Genomic DNA, 16,339 nt, shown 5'->3' with positions numbered 1-16,339 from the left:
AAAACGTCTCCACAAACCTGAGGCAATTCATCTTCCGTATGCCCATCGACAATGGACCGCAGGTCATCATCCGACGCGGAGGCATCAGCCTCGCTCATGTGCCTGTTATGTGTTTTTAGGATACAAAAAAACCGCCCAACGGCGGCAAAAGTCATCGTCAGACGGTCAGGTTTTTACCCGCTGTAGCCCCACTGCTGATCCAACCAGGATATACGCCGATTAATCCAGTTCAGGATATAACCGATCTTTGCCTGAACATTCGTACCCCACATGGTGTTGTCAGTCTCAACATCATCAGGGTCCATCAAATGGGTTGTTTCAAAGACCATTTGAAACAAGGATGTCTCAGAAATAACACCTATTTTTCTAAGACTGGCATACCTAAACCGAATAACCTGCGCAAAAAACTGGTTGAGATCGTAGAAAATACCATTGGTAAAACGGTTTACGTTGCTCACAAACCCCATCCCCTCTGGAGTGTTTAGTGTGCTTGTTCCAGTGTTTCCAAATAATATCCCGAAAGTTTCATCCAGATCATAAGCGCATAGATGCCAAAGTCCTGATGTACTGGTAGCATCCCATGAGGCGAGCATGACATTATTCATGAACGCGTCGTTACTTCCAACAACTTCACAAAATAGAATATAGTCTATCCATGAAGAAACATTGATATACTGCTCTGCATTGGCCAGAGTATCCGCCCCAGAGTAAACATTCCCAAAATATGTAAACAGCCTGTTTATGACAGCAAACTGTTTTGGAAATTTCTTTGATATGTCATCCTGGTCATCATAACCCTTGAGTTTCGGACTACTAATGGCCCACCCGCTACTATCAAACTGATACCAGGAATTAGCACCCGTTCCATGAATGTGCTGCGGCTGTAGCAGATAATGCATAGGATTTTTCTCATCAATGAGATAATCCTCATTAGGAGCCGTGGACCGGAATGTATAAAGACCGTAAAAATCCGAACCAAAATACAGAGCACAAGGAAACCCTTCTGTGGAAAAAAGGGCGCCGGATCTTAATCCATTATCGTTTACCTGATCGTAGGCCCAGGCGTGCAATGGCACGATCATATTGTCCGGAAAAGAGCTTGCACGCCGAATTGCGCGCCATACTTTCCCGGCAGTCGTATCCCGCACCATGGACCGATCAGAATTGCCATAATTCTTGTTGGGACCCTGACCATAGGCTTTCAGGTCAATCTTGTTCGTAGGCACCCACGAGCCAAGTTTGACGGAAAATTTGTCCTCTGTTGCCTCGGTTTTCAGTTTCAATTTGAAATTGTGCTTTGGGTCAGCCATGGAAGACTGACCTTGCCATGAGATATCAGCAGCACACCTGAAAAGCATATTTTCACCCTGCATCAGAGCACATTTCACACTTGTTGTATCACTGGATGATGCAGGCAAATCTCCCGTCAGAATCATACGAAATTGCCCTGACGGACGCGGGATCTGCACAGAGGTCTGGGCGCTGTTCAGCGCCCAGATTGTATTGTCAAGAATATCGCTCATACATCACCTCAAGCGGCTATAGAAGACGTGGATTTGCTTTCCAGCGCAGCCACACGCGCCTCAAGATCAGCACGTTCCAGTTTTTCACAAAACAGACCAAGAGAAAGCAGTTCAGCATATCGAATGGTTTCTTGAGTTGCCTGGGTCTTACCATCGGTCTCGTAAACAGGCTCGATAGACATTATTTTCTGACCATCAACGGCCTTGGTGACAATCTGCTTTTTGGGTGTGGAACACCACACACCAAAGTCAGCAGCATCCAGTCCCTCCGCCTTGAACGCAGCGGCCACATACTGTGCAATGACACCAATATGCTGTCGGCCGGACTGACCGGATTTGAGGGTATAGACGACACCAGAAATGGACGCCCATACGACACGAAGCTTAGCAGTTACATCCGCATATGTAGCATTTCCAAGCGTGCCGATGATATTTTTGTCATTCAAGTCAGAAATGACATCAACAGCGGTCTGAGACGTAATACCAGACCATGCATTATTAGATGACCCAAGGGTCATTGTATTAGAGGACAGGGGTTGAAAAGCCGTCCCCTGCAAAGCGCAAGTCCCATCCGTATTGCCTGTACCATTCATACCGATAAAAACAAAGTCTGGGTTGGCCGCGACACCTGTCCCTGTATAGAACTGAAACCTGATCCAGTCTTTAAGACCCGTATGGCCAATGGAAAAAGATCGTGCTCCAGAGTTGCTGGCACCCACAGCCATATTTCCAGGAACATTGGCATTCCCTGAACCATCCAGCGCAGCATATCCGCCAGCGATGTTAGCACTGCTGGACGTAATTGCCTTGCTGGCCTGAGACAGCGCCTCTGTAGCCTGCGCTGCTGCGGAATTGGCTGTGTTAAGCGCAGAAGCAGCATTGGCTTTTGCCGTTCCTGCATCAGTCGTATTCGTCACGACCTGTGCGGCCAGATCAGCCAAGCTGCCAGCCGTCGTTCTGCCAGTTGGTGTCACAGTGGCGGCGGAAGCATCACCACCAACAGTTTCAAAAACAGGATTACCAGTTGCTACAGACATAATTTATACTCCAGCGGCGCACAGGACGCCGTTATTGTTCCAGGTATTGGGGAAATAGATGGTACCGTCGGTCATGATGACGCCACCATTTGAAGTAAGGCCTGTCGGCAGAGCAGTTGCGCCTGCCATGTAAACATTGCCGTTCAGCGACACGTCATCTGGTAGCTCACCTACCTGACGCGCCAATCGAACAACATCGTTCTGATCAACGTAATATGTGCCTGACGGCAGTTGATCGGCCCGCGCCAGCACATCGGATAAAGTCTTGCCTGTGCTGCCAATTTTTGTGGCATCGTCTAGCGGGATATCAGGCGTAAGCACCGCAGGCTCGGTGTCAGTCGCGGCCTGGCCGCCCTGCTCCGCAGATACTGCAAATTTCGCAGCAGCAGTCACGCCGCCCGATGTCACAACGCCAATGACCGTATCCGTCACTGAGACGGAGGATGCCAGCGGCAATGCAGGGATAGGTGTCCCTGAGGACGTGGTTGTCCTCGACACTATGGTGTTCCGTCCATATGGACGCCTCCAGTTTTGAGTTGAGCATCAGACACAAAAAACTGGCTACATAAAAGCCGGTTTTCAAGAAATCCTGACAGGATATGTCCTGAGTAAGGATGACCACGCGTGCAAACAAGGACATTTTTAGAACATCCACAAATAAGGAGCGTGTCTGCATCTAACGTAAAACGCAAGGTAATGCGCACCAAAGAGGCAACAGAGTACCTTGCGTTGTCAGTAAGCGCATTTCGAGCATTGGCGATAAAAGAACTTGAAAGCATCAAGATCACAGAAGGCCGGAAGGAAACGCGTCCAATTAGGCTCTCTCGAATTTCTAATCATCCAATGGAAAAAATCTGATGAATACCTAAACTTGAGGAAAAGCACTCAGGCCGTGTATAATCTGTTCTTGCAACGCATACGCTCAAACCCGGCTGGATGCGGTCCTTTTGCTGAAACGAAAGCTCAGCATGCGATGGCCACAATCAACACTCTTGGCGATGCCACCACCACTCGAACGCACATCCGCGACTTCTCAGCCAGTTGATGCTGTTCGCTATTGGCAAAAGCTGGCGAGAGGATGATCCAACGGTATCGGTGAAGGTTAAACGACAAAAAAGCGAAGGTATCCATGCTTGGACAGATGCAGAAATAGATCAATACCTGCAAAAATGGACGAGTGGAACGCAGCAGAGGCTAGCGCATGTCTCTGGATACCCATCCACTCAGATCTGAAGGGATGAGCTAGGGTCAATCGACATTCAGGATTCCCAAATAGGCTAATCGCTGCTTCATAGGTCTCCGTGTTGATGGGGAGAGCATGCGATGGGGATCAAGCGATACGAATTGAGCACAGCGCAGTGGGAGCAGATCAGGGTTCTGTTGCCTGGGAAAGCGAGTGATCCTGGGCGGACTGGATCGGATAACCGTCTGTTCGTAAAAGGATGTTTAGGGGTCTTGCGATCTGGCGCTCACTGGTGCGACCTGCCTGAACGCTAAGGAAACTGGAAGACGGTCCACCGGCGCTTCAGTCGTTGGTGCCATGCCGGCGTGTGGGAGCGGGTACTCACTGCGCTGACCGCCGATCGCGACAATGCGCATCTGATAATCGATAGCACCATTGTCCGTGCCCACCAGCACGCGGCGACCGGAAAAGGGGGGCGCAAGATCAGGCGCTGGGGCGTTCCCGAGGTGGATTGACCATCAATATCCACATGCTGGCCGACGCTCTGGGTCGACCGTTACGGTTCATTATCACCGGCGGTCAGGTTCATGACGCCACCCAGGCACCTGCATTGCTCGAAGGCCAGGCTGCGAGCGCGGTCATCGCCGATAAGGCTTATGACAGCAATGGGTTCCGCGAAAAGATTGCCGTCATGAACGCAGAGGCTGTCATTCCGTCAAAACGGAACCGCAAGGTGTTCATCTCGCACGACCTGGCTCTTTATAAAGACCGAAACCGTATCGAACGATGCTTCAATCTCCTCAAACATTTTCGTCGTTTCGCAACGCGCTACGATCGCAGAACCATCCATTTCACCGGCTTCATCTATATCGCAGCAGTCATGATTTGGATCGCATGAATGTCGATTAGCCCAGGATGCTTGGAACGGACGCGACCAGACTGACCTATCGCGCATCAGTGATGGGAAGCCATATGGCGTGAATGGCTTTTTATAATGTCTTCAAGGACTGGTGCGCTGCGGCGACACTCCCATTGTGCCGCTCCCCGCATCAAAATAGCTGCGATTCTAGGCCACCGATCCCTTGCCAAAGTCATGCGCTATACAAAATCAGTCGAGCAAAAAAAGATGGAGCTTGAAGCTATGGCAAAATTTGAGAAAGTGTCTAACGCCAAAAACAATAGCGTCTAACACCATGAAAAAATGGCTATAAACTGCGGTTTTGTTCCATAGATGGCGGACCCGAAAGGATTCGAACCTTCGACCTTCGCCTTCGGAGGGCGACGCTCTATCCAGCTGAGCTACGGGTCCACGGGCCTTTCCCTAGCGCAAAGGCGGGATGCTGCCAAGCCTGTATTGCGGACAAAGAGACAATTCCACCAGAAAAAGCATCTGCCCGTAGTGCCCTTAAGGTTAAGAGCACCAGCAAAAGGCCGGCTTTACGTTCTGTCGCGCAATGAGGAAGGAATATATTCTCCTGTAAAAAGTGAGTGATACGCGTGCGGCACTGCCACAAATAGCGGGAGTGTGTTCCGGTACCCAATCAGGGCCCTGCGAGTGTGTCCATCTGGGCGGGGAGGAAGAGCGGCAGAGTGTTTTTCCCCCACCCGTTTTCTCCCACGCCCTGCGCCAGCCATGCGGCTGTGGCACTATCGCCACCAGAGGGCAGCCATGTATTTGGCGTGTTCATCCATCCCAGCATGTCCTGCATCACCAGCTTGCCATTGCGGTCCCGCAGAAGCAGATGGTGGCCACCGGGCACCAGATCCAGCCGCACATGCGCGGGCATGCTGCGCCAAACTTCCGCCATGGCAGACGGCGGCACCAGTTGGTCCTTGTCTCCGTAAACGCACAAGGTGGGGCCATGGATGTGCCGGGCGGCGCGGGCGCTCTGCTTCATGAGGGCCACCAACCCCTGCAAGGCTTCCAGCCGCGTAGCACGCAGGGTAAGTGGGTCATAATACAGACGAATCAGCGCGGCCATATTGTCACTGGCCACAACATGCACGGGCAGTTCTCTCCCTGTTACCAGATTTCTGGGAAAGAGAGTGGAGAGCACCCGCAGCGGAATATCGGCCCCCGCCCCCAGATTCCATACGGCAGGCGCAAGCAGCATCGTGCCGGCCACCCTTGGCGCTTCCGACTGGGCCATGAGCAGAATCAGCACAGCGCCGCCCATACTTTCCCCCGCGAGATAAAGCGGAGTCTGCGGATGTATTTTCTGAATTTGCGCTACTTCCTCACGCACATCCGCCACCATGCGCGCTGTTCCTGCCCAGCCACCACGGAGGGGGGCCTGCCCGAATCCCCGTTGATCTGGCGCGATGACCGTAACACCGTGCTGAGTGAAAAACGGGGCCGGTGCCTCCCACGCGTCCCGGCTGTCATTAAACCCATGCAGGGCCAGCAGGACTGCGTGTTCGTGCTGCTGTGCGGGCCAAACGCGCGCAGGCATACGCGCGCCATCAGAAAGAACAAAAGTGTGATCTGGCGGAACAAGCCGCGCTGCAGCCGCGAAACGGGCAGGCGGCCTGGGTGGTGGCGGTAGGGTTGTTGTGCATCCAGCCAGCCCGACAGCAAGTGCTGCCAAACCCACCCTTCCCCGCAAGATAGCGCAGGCGACACCCGCGTGGCTTCTGGTGCGCCAAAACCTGACACTCAGAAGGCGCGTCAACCGGGCAAGACGAGCGTGAACACAGGCAAACTGCGCCACACCTCGCACAATCGCAAGAAAAGAGGCCTGCCTGAACGGAATCTGCCCCAATGGTGCCCTATCAAACCGGGCGGCCCTGCATCCCGAAGGCACATGCATCCTTACAGGGGCCACACCAGCCCCCTCTGTACGGTGAAAGACCCTACTGACACGGGGAAGAAACGGTAGAAAAAACAGCATGCTCACGCGGATGGGATGAGAGGGATGGTAGGAACTCGACCCTCAACCGCGTATCATCCCCGCCATATCAGCGCCAGTCATGCCCATGTGAAAACCATGCGGGGGCTGAAGGCTGCACGAACAGGCTGGCCGCACACCTCATGAAAAGAGTACCGTGCGCCAGAGGGAGGATTTGCGGAATGCTCATTCAGCCAACCAATCCGGTGCCTCATCCCCGGCTTGGGCATGTGGAAACCATTGTGGTGGATAGACGCAAGATTGCCTGCGATGGCGGCCTGGGCGCGCTTGGGCACCCGCGTGTCTGGTTGAAAATTGGTGGTCACCAGACCGTCTGCCCCTATTGCTCTCGGCTGTTTGTGCTCCAGCCCGGCGCGCATGACGACCACGGACATTAACCCGGCCTCCTGCCTGTCCACGCCTGCCAGCCCTTTTTATACTGCCACTCCTCTGTGTGCGTGACGATCTGACGCCACCTGTTTCCCGGTGCCCTCAACGGACAACGGGGTAAAGCATCAGGCTGGCAGGAAAGCAGAAAAGGTCCTGATCCTTCTCATTGAAGGAGACGTCACACTTACCAACTTTCTTGCTGTGTGTTCCAGTAGAAGGAGAAGATGAGAACCTGTCGTGTCGATGGGGCTTACTGGTGCGTTCCTTCGATGTCTGCCTATAGACATTCTAGATACCCGAAAAATAGTTCTATCGTGCCAGGCTGGATCTGCCAGAAACAATCTGTATCCAAAGACATCAGATTAGAAAAACCGTTCTTAAAGAATGAGTTTTCAGGAGAAATCCCTAATCTGGAATGCAATACACTTTTTGCGTGTGAATAGAACGACTTGCCCCTATGCCCATTGGATTTTGGTAGGGAGTGTCACCTCACGCGCTGCAAAGAATAGAGAAGAACTGAATTTTTTTATTGTCTAACTTACAAAAAATATTTTCGGACATCCCTTTTACGCAGAAGCCACACTCTGCGTAAAAGGGATCTTGCCTGAAAAATCAGGACGGCAGCAGGAAGGAACCGTCATCCAGTTCAATGCCGCGCTGGGCAGCATGGGCACAGGTTGCGGTGCGCTGATCCTTGCCAAGGGTATTCAGGTCAAGCAGACGGCCACCGCTGCCAACCAGCAGCAGTCCTGCCCCACCACTGGGGTATGTGGCATCAGACTGAACATCACCGCGTTTGGCCAGAGAACGGCCAAGGGACCGCACGGTTGTGTCGTCATCAATGTCGCGGGCATAGCAGTAATACATCAGCCCGGCGATATTGCCTGCGGTGGCGTTGTCAACCGTGGGCACACCATCATGATCCAGCACGCCGGATGCGGCGTTTGATGCAGTCATGGGGGCTTCACTCCCCAACGTGGCGGTTGGTACAATAGCGGCTGGCGCGGGCGCCGTGTTCAGTGCTGTCTGGGCGTGTGCAGCGCCAGCAAAAGCCAGACCGCAGGCTGCCAGCAGGGCAACGTGACGAAACCCCTTCATGTCAAACCTCCTGATATATGTTTGTGCGCACTATCAGGCGAGGCCGCCATGCGGACAAGTGAGCTGCATGCCGGTCTGTTATGCGTGCTGTTTTCAGGAACTTATCGGTCCTGTTTCATGAAATTATAAAATTCATGAATGTCTGATTTCTGCAAAACGCATTAGGCAAAGGTGCTGTGCTTCTGCATCCTTACGTCACAGCGTGGAGAATGACTGACGGAATACTCTGTCTCCCCTACGCTATAAGGAGCGAATTTCATGTCTGATCTTGTTGTTCTGGGGTTTGACCATACCAATGACGCCACACTGGCGTTGGAAGAATGCCGGAAACTACAGAAAGAATACCTGCTCGATCTTGAAGACGCCGTGGTGGTGGTGCGTGATGCCGAGGGCAAGGTGCATTTGCACCAAAGCATCAACCTTGAAAAAGCTGGTGCATCCTGGGGCCTTTTTTCCGGCGGGTTCTGGGGCGTGCTGGTGGGGCTTCTATGCCTGAACCCGCTGGCCGGGTTTGTAGCTGGCAGCGTGGTGGGCGCCGGGGCTGGCGCACTGGCGGGCAAGCTCTCGGATTACGGTATTGATGATAATTTCATCAAATCTCTGAGCGAGACCATTCCGCCCAATACCTCTGCCCTGTTCATTCTGGTGCGCAAAGCGCAGCCTGAAAAAGTGCTGGCAGATCTTCAGAAGTTCAAGGGCCACGCCCGTGTGCTGCAAACCTCCCTTTCCCCTGAAAGTGAAGCTCAACTGAAAAACGTACTTGAAAAAGCCGCTGTGCCACAGCCTGCCGCCTGAAACCCCACAGGCCAGGTAAAGACACAACAGGAATAGGGTGACAGAAGCGGTGCCCTATGCAGGGGCATGAATCCTTTTGCCAGCACGGGAAGGGATTCATGCCTGCTGTTGTTTTCCTATGAATAATCAGAAATTCTGCAAAACCTTACCTTTTGTTTCCGGCAGACACATCACAATCAGCAAGACTGCGCCATACGCGCAGGCGGCAAACAGGCAGATGGCCCTGCCCAGACCCATGCTCTGGCTTAAAAAGCCGATAAGGCCGGGGAAGAACGCCCCCATGGCGCGCCCAAAATTGTAGGCAAATCCCTGCCCGTTTGCCCGCAACGCCTGCGGAAACAGTTCGGACAAATACGCCCCCAGACCGCTATAGATGCCCGATGCAGAAAACCCGAGCGGGAAGCCTGCAATCAGCATTTCCATATTGGTAAGCGGCAGCAGCAGGTAGGCAATCACGCTGCACAGGGAAAGCACGGCAAAAAAGGAAAATGTGGGTTTTCTGCCCCAGGCATCAGCCAGAAACGCCCCGCACACATACCCCAGAAACGAACCGATAATCACCACCATCAGATATTCACCCGTATGGATGACAGAAAGCCCATGCTCCCTTTCCAGATAGGTAGGAAGCCATGTGGTAATGGCGTAATATCCACCCTGAATACCAAGGCACAGCAACGCAGAAAGCGCGGTTGTTCTGAACAGAGCGGGGCTGAATATGGCCCAGAACGGCTGAGCCTGCGCTTTCTGCCGCGTGGCCTGTAGCGCCTGGAACCCCGCAGGTTCCGGTACATGACGCCGCACATACAGCACCAGAAAGGCGGGCAGAATGCCTACCCAGAACAGGCTGCGCCACGCCAGATGGGGCGGCAGCACACTGAAGGCCAGCGCATAGAGCGCCGCCGCCGCACCCCACCCCACGGCCCAACCACTCTGGATCAGCCCGACCGCCTTCCCCCGGTGTTCGGGCCGCACAATTTCCCCCACCAGAACGGAGCCTACGGCCCATTCCCCGCCAAAGCCGATACCTTGCAAGGTGCGGACAATAAAAAGCTGTGTAAAATTCTGGCAAAACCCGATAAGGCATGTGCAGGCGGAAAACCACAGAATGCTGGCCTGAAGCAGCCGCACGCGGCCAAACCGATCTGCCAGAATGCCTGCGCCCCATCCCCCAATGGAAGAAAACAGCAACGTGACTGTCACCAATGCCCCGGCAGAAGCCGCGTTGATGTGCCACTGCGCAATAAGCGTGGTAATGACAAAGGTGAAAATCATGTAGTCAAATGCATCAAGCATCCAGCCACCAAAGGCGGAGAGGCAGGTTGCTTTCTCTGCACGGGAAAGCCCGGTCAGCCACGTCATACTGTTTTCCAGTTTTTCTTATTATTGGAACAGACGATTTTAAAAAGAGTTTTGCTACGGGTTCAGTCTGGCGTCTTTTGCGCAAAACCGTAGAGCACCGCAGGGTTCCGCACCAGAATATGGTTGCGTGTCACATCATCCGGTGCCCATTCCGCCAGCATGGAAAGCAGATCTGTGGTGTCTGGCATGTCACGCACGGCCACATGGGGCCAGTCACTCCCCCACACCATGCGCTCCGGGTTGGCGCGGATCAGCGCCTGTGCAAGCGGCGTGACCTGCCGCATGTCCTCAAGGTTTTGCACCAGACGGTACGCGCCGGAGAGTTTTACCCACCAGCCTTCCTCCGCAACGCATTTTTCAAGTGCCCGCAGTGCCCCAACATCCTGCGCAACGGAAGGCGTAAGATAGCCCATATGGTCTATCACCACCCCGCACCCAAGGCGCGCAATGCGGGGCAGCAGTTCCAGCCCGCGCGCGACATCAATCAGAAACTGCATGTGCCAGCCAAAGGGCGCAATGCGTGCGGCAATCTGCTCCATGCTGTCCAGCGCCACACCACCACGAAACAGGGCGTTAATGCGCACGCCCCGCACGCCTTCAGCATGCATCTGCTCAAGTGCTGCATCGCTGACAGTGGCATCAATCACAGCCACGCCGCGCAAACGGTCTGGATGGCGCGCCAGCACATGACGCATATAGCGGTTGTCCGTGCCGTAAATGCTGGGCTGCACCAGAACACCACGCTGCAACCCCAGCGCATCCAGCATGGCCAGATAGGCGGCCTCCGGCGCGGGCGGCGGCGTGTAGCTGCGGTCTGGCGTGAAGGGATAACGGGCGGTATCCTCCGCAATCACGTGGGCATGGGTATCACAGGCAAGATCAGGCACCACAAACGTGGGACGCTGCAACGTTGCAAAGGGTGCCGGGCAGGTTACGGTTTCATCCACAGGCGCAACAGAGGAGGGCATGGGCAGACTCACTCAAAAAAATCGAGCGGATTCAATCCGCTTTCCGGGTGTTATGACACAGCAGCTTAACAAGCGTTTCCCGCGCCACCGTTTTTATTTTCCGTAACAACGGCGTGAAGATCACCCCATCCGCATGCAAAAAAGACCTGTGCCCAACCTGCCCACAGCATTCGGTCCACTATCCGCCCGTTTCCGTCCGTTACAAGGATTGACGGCAGCCCCCTGTCTCAGCCTACAGTTGGTTTCTTTTTGTACCCTTTTCTGGAGCATCTGTGCATGGTTGCGTCACGGTCTTTTTCCGCCCTTATGCTGGCAACCACCCTTACGGCTTTTTCCGGCACCGGTGCGGCCCTTGCGGCCCACCCCTTACCGCAAGTTGGTAACGCGCAGATTACCGCCGTTGCCCACCCCTACGCCGCACCGGAAGAGGCCCCGCAGGCCGTGGAAAACGCCTTTGCCGCAGCCCGCAAGACCAACCGCAAGGTGCTGATTGATTTTGGCGCAAACTGGTGCCCGGACTGCCGCGTGCTGGCAGGTGTGCTCAGCCACCCGGCCATTGCGCCATGGGTGCAGGAAAACTTTGTTGTGGTCTCAGTCAATGTGGACCACTTCAACAAGAACATGGATATTGCCCGCAAATATGGTGTGACAGTCAAAGCCATTCCGGTGGCTCTTATTGTCACGCCAGAAGGCAAGGTGCTGAACGCGGATACCACGTTGGAACTGGGCAATGCCCGCACTATGTCCGCGCAGGCCGTGGTGGACAAACTGGCGGAATGGTCCAAACGTTCGTAAGCCTTCTTCTCTCCGGGAGGCAGCGTTTTCCCGGCAGCTTTTTTGTTGTTAGCCAGCACAGATCCAAAACGGTGCTGGCAGGCTGCATAGGGGGCCTACTACCCCACCCACCATTGGGTCCATCCAGGGCAGCGCGCACGCTTCAAAGCTATTGCACATGAGCCTGCGCGTATGCGGCCAGTTGTTGGGCGCGCTGCACCAGTTCCGGCACATTGAACCCCTTTTGAGACGCCGCCACATGGCTTTCCGTCTCCACCCCCGTTTCCACCAGTTCGCCCCAATAGGGTAGGTTCATTTGCATGGCCAGCGCCAAATTGCAGGGGTTCTGATGCTGCTGGGGCACCAGCTCACACACCACCGTGCCGGGCCGACACCATGCCAGATTGGCCATACCCGCGCCTAACGCCCCCACAACCAACCGCGCTCGCGCAAACAGCCGCATCTGACCGGCCACACTCAGGGTTTCCGGCCTTACAATGGTAAACCCGGCCTGCGCCAAAGCCTGTGCCAGATCACCCTCATTGGGCATCAGACGGTTGGCGGCACCTCCGCGTTCAATAAACAGATCAAGCGTTCGGGCCTCCTGCCCTGTCACCCCGGCCTGCGCCGCCAGCGCGTGATAGGCCTGACGGGATGTTGGTAGAATGGAAAAATCCGCTGCGCCGCGCACGCAATCTGTGTAAATCACTTTGCGGAAAGCATATTGCCGCCCTGGCTCTGTCAGGGTGGCACGGGCCGGATCAAACCCGTTCATCCGCACGGTTTCCTCCTGCCACTCTGTCAGATGGGGCAGGATCAACCCGCCTCCAAACCCGCTTTGGCGCAGGCTGAACAGGGGGGGCACGGTGTGCACAACCCAGTGGTAATAATTGGTGCTCCAGTGGTCAAAACAGGCGGCCATGGCGGGTTGCCCCGGTGGTACGGGCACCAGATCCTCCTTCCGCACGGTCAGCTCCGCCACGGCCTGCTGTGGTTGCAGATAGGCGGTATCCATAATGGGCCGTCCATCCTTGAGAAACACCATCAGCGTGCGGTCAAGCACCACATCTTCAAGCTCGTACTGCCGCAGAACAAGAGGCTCTGAAACCCAGCCACGGAACAGGGAGCGCCCCCCCTCTGGCAGGAACCCATCGTCCACCAGCCCGGCTGGCTGTGGCTGCGCATTATCCAGCACCCGCACATTGGACGCCGCTTCCGCCAACGTAAGAGGCGCAGAAACGGCTGACGCCACGGAAGCCTTGCGGCGAAACAATCGGGCAAAAGAAAACATAGGTACTGCTTTGGCTAAATGAGACGCACCAGCCCCACGAACGAACTGGCACCCCGCATATCAGGCGGGCTGACCGATTTTAGGCCAGCGGAACACCAGATAACAGCCCCTCTCCCTGCACAGTATAAGCCTATGAGAGGCCGAGCATGGCCCTACTGCCGGTTCTCTTCTGCTAAGGGGGGCTCATTATCCGCAACTGTGGCATGCTCGTAACAGTCGGTCCTGTTGCCTGCGTGGCGACATCCTACAGCCGGCGCTGAGAACCGAAAGGACCCGCTTGAACAAGACACGGCACGCCGCCTGTCTGCTCAGACGCGTTTAGCCCCCCCCAGTTAGAAGAGCAGGATGTTCCCCGCAGAGGAAGGGGCCCCAATGGGGCCATTCCGCCATGGCAGCGCCACGCCCCGCAGACCGTCCGTGCAGCGTGTTTACCATGCCCCCAAGCCTGTGCCATTTGCGCAGCCGCGTTATCTGCACCAATTTTGTACGCATCCTCTGCCGTCCCTGGCCCGTTCTGGTCTATAAGAGAACCACATCTGTTTTTTTCCTACTCGAAAGTCCGTGCATGCCTTGCCGAGCCCTGCCCTGCTCTGTTCCGCCTGATCAAACCGCTGCCCCGCGCACGCGTGCTGTGTTGCGTAGTCTCTGGGCCGCAGGGGCCTGTGCCCTGCTGGCTGCGGTTACCATGGTGGCGGCAGGAGCCTATCTGCCGCAGGCACAGGCGGCGGAAAGCGCGGCAGTCAGCACCGAGCACAGCGTTGCCACACTGATAACCGACAGTGACACGGTAGACAGCAGCACGCCCCTGCGTGTGGCGCTACGCCTGAAGTTGCAACCGGGCTGGCACACATACTGGCAGAACCCCGGTGATGCCGGAGAGGCCACGGCAGTCACCATAACGGCGGAAGGTGGGCTGACGGGCAAAACCGACGCCATCCAGTGGCCCACACCTCAACGCATCCGTGATGCCTCACTGATGTCCTATGCCTATACGGGCGATGTGGTGTTGCCGCTTTCCCTGTCGTTGCATGCGGCAAAAGAGGCTGCTTCTGCCGAAAAAACCTCCGCCACAGGCGCAGGTTCTGGCACGGATGCCCCCACCACGCTTAAAGCGCACGCAAGCTGGTTGGTGTGCGCCAGTGTCTGCGTGCCGGAGGAAGCAGACCTCAGCCTGCCTCTGGCCGCAGGCGCACCACATCCTTCCGCTCAAACGCCCCTGTTTGAGGCCGCTATGCAGGCCACGCCGGTTCCTTCGCCTTATACCGCTACCCTTGCCGCAGATGGCACGCTGCGCGTGAGCGGGCAGGATCTCTCGCCCCGCGCGGTGAAAGAAGCGTGGTTCATGCCAGACAAGCCGGGCCTGATTGATCAGGCGGCCCCGCAGAACGAGGCCGTGCAGAACGGCGCTGTGGAACTGCACCTGAAACGCCTGCCCGACCTTGCATCAACCCAGTCCCTTTCCGGCATTCTTGTTCTGAAAGACGCAGCAGGCAGCGAACACGCCCTGTATCAGACCGCCAAGCCCGCGCCGGGTGCCGTAGGCGGAGTGGCGCCTCGTGGGGGAAGCGCCACAGCCGCCAGCAGCCTGACACAGGCCGGGTTTGGTCAGCAGGTTGTATTTGCGTTTCTGGGTGGGCTGATTCTGAACCTGATGCCCTGCGTCTTCCCCATTCTGGCCATGAAGGCTCTTTCCGTCGCCAAACTGGGCAAGGCGGAACGGCGCACACAGATTACCAGCGCCGGGTGTTATGCGCTGGGGGTGATGGTCACGTTTCTGGCCCTTGGCGGGTTGATGATGGCGCTGCGTGTGGCCGGTGCAGCAGAAGGCTGGGGCTTTCAGTTCCAGTCTCCGGTGTTTGTCACGCTCATAACATGGCTGCTGTTTGGCATGGCACTGAATCTGCTGGGTGTTTTTGAATTCATGCCGGTATCTGGCGGGGTTTCCGGCACACCCAAGCACGGCCACTGGCATGATGTGCTGACGGGTATTCTGGCCGTGGTGGTGGCAACGCCCTGCACCGCCCCGTTCATGGGGGTGGCCATTGCCGGTGCGCTTTCCGGGCCGCCGGTTGCGGGGCTGGCGGTGTTTGCCGCCATGGGGTTGGGGCTGGCCGCCCCTTACCTGCTGCTGACCGCCATACCGGGCCTTGCTGCCCGCATGCCGCGCCCCGGCCCGTGGATGCAGTATCTGCGCCAGTTTCTGGCCTTTCCCCTACTCGGCTCCTGCGTCTGGCTGCTGTGGGTGGCGGCGCTGGAAGGTGGGGCCTCCGTTGTGCTGCTGCTTGCCACTGGCATGGTGCTGCTGAGTTTTGCCGCATGGCTGTATGGCGTGGCGCAGACCCGCTTGATCCAGCAAGGGCACACGCGCACCAATGCCGCCCTGCATGGGCTGGCGCTTCTGGGGTTATTGGGCGCACTGGCGCTTATTCCCGCCCTTCTGCACCAGCAGGGTTCGGCAACGGCCAGCCCACAGACCTCTGCCCTGCCCAAAGGCGTGGAGCCCTTCAGCACCGCCCGGTTTGAGGCCCTGAAGGCCGCAGGCAAGCCAGTGTTTGTGGACATGACCGCCGCATGGTGCATTACCTGTCTGGTGAATGAACGGGTGGCGCTGGATGTTCCCGCAACCCAGCAGGCATTTGCAAAACAGGGCATTACCATGCTGCGCGGAGACTGGACCAACCATGACCCCGCCATCAGCGCTTTTCTGAAAGAACGCGGGCGTGATGGGGTGCCGCTTTACATCTACAGCCCCGCCCACGGGCCGGAGGTCACCCTGCCGCAAATTCTGACACCGGGGCTGGTGATCAGCACACTCGAAAATCAGACAAAATAAGAAACAGTGGGACGCGGCGGGAGGGGGTAAACTACTCTCTCCCGCTTTCGCCTTTAGGGGTTTCTAAAAACCCTCCTTTGGGGAATGGGTGACAAGCATAACCCTGTGGTAATCCTGCGCTTGGGAAATTCAGAATAGGGTTTTCAGCGCCTTACCCCTTCCACTCTTCACTCTTCACTCTTCACTCTTCACTCTTCACT

At 56.1% G+C, this 16,339-nt stretch carries 13 protein-coding genes, 1 tRNA gene and 1 pseudogene; 5 read left to right on the top strand and 10 right to left on the bottom strand.

The window, feature by feature from the left end:
* Positions 1-173: 173 nt before the first annotated feature.
* The 3 genes from AD944_RS12665 to AD944_RS12655 are packed head-to-tail and all read right to left on the bottom strand — an operon-like array spanning position 174 to position 3,058.
* Positions 174-1,523 (bottom strand): CotH kinase family protein, encoded by a 1,350-nt coding sequence (locus AD944_RS12665; protein ID WP_045541625.1) that lies wholly within the window; start codon positions 1,521-1,523, stop codon positions 174-176.
* Between the two features lie 8 nt (positions 1,524-1,531).
* The gene (locus tag AD944_RS12660; protein WP_045541626.1) at positions 1,532-2,560 is read right to left on the bottom strand and encodes a tail fiber domain-containing protein; all 1,029 of its coding nucleotides are present in this window, start codon (positions 2,558-2,560) and stop codon (positions 1,532-1,534) included.
* A gap of 3 nt (positions 2,561-2,563) precedes the next feature.
* Entirely contained in the window at positions 2,564-3,058 is a 495-nt protein-coding gene (locus tag AD944_RS12655) for a hypothetical protein (RefSeq protein ID WP_082741159.1), read from the bottom strand.
* A gap of 831 nt (positions 3,059-3,889) precedes the next feature.
* Here AD944_RS12655 and AD944_RS16460 point away from each other — a divergent pair.
* Positions 3,890-4,641, top strand: a pseudogene (locus AD944_RS16460) (IS5 family transposase).
* A 334-nt stretch (positions 4,642-4,975) separates the two neighbouring features.
* Here the strand turns inward: AD944_RS16460 and AD944_RS12645 are convergent.
* Both AD944_RS12645 and AD944_RS12640 read right to left on the bottom strand, forming a co-directional pair.
* A tRNA-Arg gene (locus tag AD944_RS12645) sits at positions 4,976-5,052 on the bottom strand.
* A 232-nt stretch (positions 5,053-5,284) separates the two neighbouring features.
* Entirely contained in the window at positions 5,285-6,337 is a 1,053-nt protein-coding gene (locus AD944_RS12640; RefSeq protein ID WP_236709150.1) for an alpha/beta fold hydrolase, read from the bottom strand.
* Between the two features lie 476 nt (positions 6,338-6,813).
* On the opposite strand from AD944_RS12640, the gene AD944_RS12635 reads away from it, so the two are divergent.
* A complete protein-coding gene (locus AD944_RS12635; RefSeq protein ID WP_006558838.1) occupies positions 6,814-7,029 on the top strand; it encodes a zinc-finger domain-containing protein in 216 nt (71 codons plus the stop codon).
* 604 nt (positions 7,030-7,633) lie between these two features.
* Here AD944_RS12635 and AD944_RS12630 read toward each other — a convergent pair.
* The gene (locus tag AD944_RS12630) at positions 7,634-8,119 is read right to left on the bottom strand and encodes a hypothetical protein (protein ID WP_045541628.1); all 486 of its coding nucleotides are present in this window, start codon (positions 8,117-8,119) and stop codon (positions 7,634-7,636) included.
* 258 nt (positions 8,120-8,377) lie between these two features.
* Here AD944_RS12630 and AD944_RS12625 point away from each other — a divergent pair, with 258 nt between their 5' ends.
* On the top strand, positions 8,378-8,914 hold the full coding sequence (locus AD944_RS12625) for a DUF1269 domain-containing protein (RefSeq protein WP_035379926.1): 537 nt from the start codon (positions 8,378-8,380) through the stop codon (positions 8,912-8,914).
* Between the two features lie 126 nt (positions 8,915-9,040).
* Here AD944_RS12625 and AD944_RS12620 read toward each other — a convergent pair whose 3' ends face one another.
* Both AD944_RS12620 and AD944_RS12615 read right to left on the bottom strand, forming a co-directional pair.
* Complete coding sequence (locus AD944_RS12620) at positions 9,041-10,273, bottom strand: MFS transporter (protein WP_045541629.1); 1,233 nt, start codon at positions 10,271-10,273, stop codon at positions 9,041-9,043.
* A 62-nt stretch (positions 10,274-10,335) separates the two neighbouring features.
* Positions 10,336-11,241: an amidohydrolase family protein gene (locus AD944_RS12615; RefSeq protein ID WP_045541632.1), complete on the bottom strand. Its 906-nt coding sequence runs from the start codon at positions 11,239-11,241 to the stop codon at positions 10,336-10,338.
* A gap of 276 nt (positions 11,242-11,517) precedes the next feature.
* On the opposite strand from AD944_RS12615, the gene AD944_RS12610 reads away from it, so the two are divergent.
* Complete coding sequence (locus AD944_RS12610; protein ID WP_052427096.1) at positions 11,518-12,036, top strand: thioredoxin family protein; 519 nt, start codon at positions 11,518-11,520, stop codon at positions 12,034-12,036.
* A gap of 148 nt (positions 12,037-12,184) precedes the next feature.
* On the opposite strand, the gene AD944_RS12605 is transcribed toward AD944_RS12610, so the two are convergent.
* Positions 12,185-13,306, bottom strand: a complete 1,122-nt coding sequence (locus AD944_RS12605; RefSeq protein ID WP_052427097.1) for a glycosyltransferase family 61 protein — start codon at positions 13,304-13,306, stop codon at positions 12,185-12,187.
* A gap of 318 nt (positions 13,307-13,624) precedes the next feature.
* The gene (locus AD944_RS16835; protein WP_156477260.1) at positions 13,625-13,798 is read right to left on the bottom strand and encodes a hypothetical protein; all 174 of its coding nucleotides are present in this window, start codon (positions 13,796-13,798) and stop codon (positions 13,625-13,627) included.
* A 73-nt stretch (positions 13,799-13,871) separates the two neighbouring features.
* Here AD944_RS16835 and AD944_RS12600 point away from each other — a divergent pair, with 73 nt between their 5' ends.
* The gene (locus AD944_RS12600; RefSeq protein ID WP_045541635.1) at positions 13,872-16,139 is read left to right on the top strand and encodes a protein-disulfide reductase DsbD family protein; all 2,268 of its coding nucleotides are present in this window, start codon (positions 13,872-13,874) and stop codon (positions 16,137-16,139) included.
* The last annotated feature ends 200 nt before the right edge of the window (positions 16,140-16,339 follow it).

This window comes from Acetobacter tropicalis (genome assembly GCF_001580915.1).
Classification (GTDB): domain Bacteria; phylum Pseudomonadota; class Alphaproteobacteria; order Acetobacterales; family Acetobacteraceae; genus Acetobacter; species Acetobacter tropicalis.
The sequence above is the reverse complement of the archived record's forward strand: the minus strand, read 5'-3'. Positions and strand labels throughout refer to the sequence as shown.

Excerpts from the sequence above, each read along its gene's own strand:
- AD944_RS12665 (WP_045541625.1), bottom strand. The coding sequence starts at position 1,523 with ATGAGCGATATTCTTGACAATACAATCTGGGCGCTGAACAGCGCCCAG.
- AD944_RS12660 (WP_045541626.1), bottom strand. The coding sequence starts at position 2,560 with ATGTCTGTAGCAACTGGTAATCCTGTTTTTGAAACTGTTGGTGGTGAT.
- AD944_RS12635 (WP_006558838.1), top strand. The coding sequence starts at position 6,814 with ATGCTCATTCAGCCAACCAATCCGGTGCCTCATCCCCGGCTTGGGCAT.
- AD944_RS12630 (WP_045541628.1), bottom strand. The coding sequence starts at position 8,119 with ATGAAGGGGTTTCGTCACGTTGCCCTGCTGGCAGCCTGCGGTCTGGCT.
- AD944_RS12625 (WP_035379926.1), top strand. The coding sequence starts at position 8,378 with ATGTCTGATCTTGTTGTTCTGGGGTTTGACCATACCAATGACGCCACA.
- AD944_RS12620 (WP_045541629.1), bottom strand. The coding sequence starts at position 10,273 with ATGACGTGGCTGACCGGGCTTTCCCGTGCAGAGAAAGCAACCTGCCTC.
- AD944_RS12615 (WP_045541632.1), bottom strand. The coding sequence starts at position 11,241 with ATGCCCTCCTCTGTTGCGCCTGTGGATGAAACCGTAACCTGCCCGGCA.
- AD944_RS12610 (WP_052427096.1), top strand. The coding sequence starts at position 11,518 with ATGGTTGCGTCACGGTCTTTTTCCGCCCTTATGCTGGCAACCACCCTT.
- AD944_RS12605 (WP_052427097.1), bottom strand. The coding sequence starts at position 13,306 with ATGTTTTCTTTTGCCCGATTGTTTCGCCGCAAGGCTTCCGTGGCGTCA.
- AD944_RS16835 (WP_156477260.1), bottom strand. The coding sequence starts at position 13,798 with ATGCGTACAAAATTGGTGCAGATAACGCGGCTGCGCAAATGGCACAGG.
- AD944_RS12600 (WP_045541635.1), top strand. The coding sequence starts at position 13,872 with ATGCCTTGCCGAGCCCTGCCCTGCTCTGTTCCGCCTGATCAAACCGCT.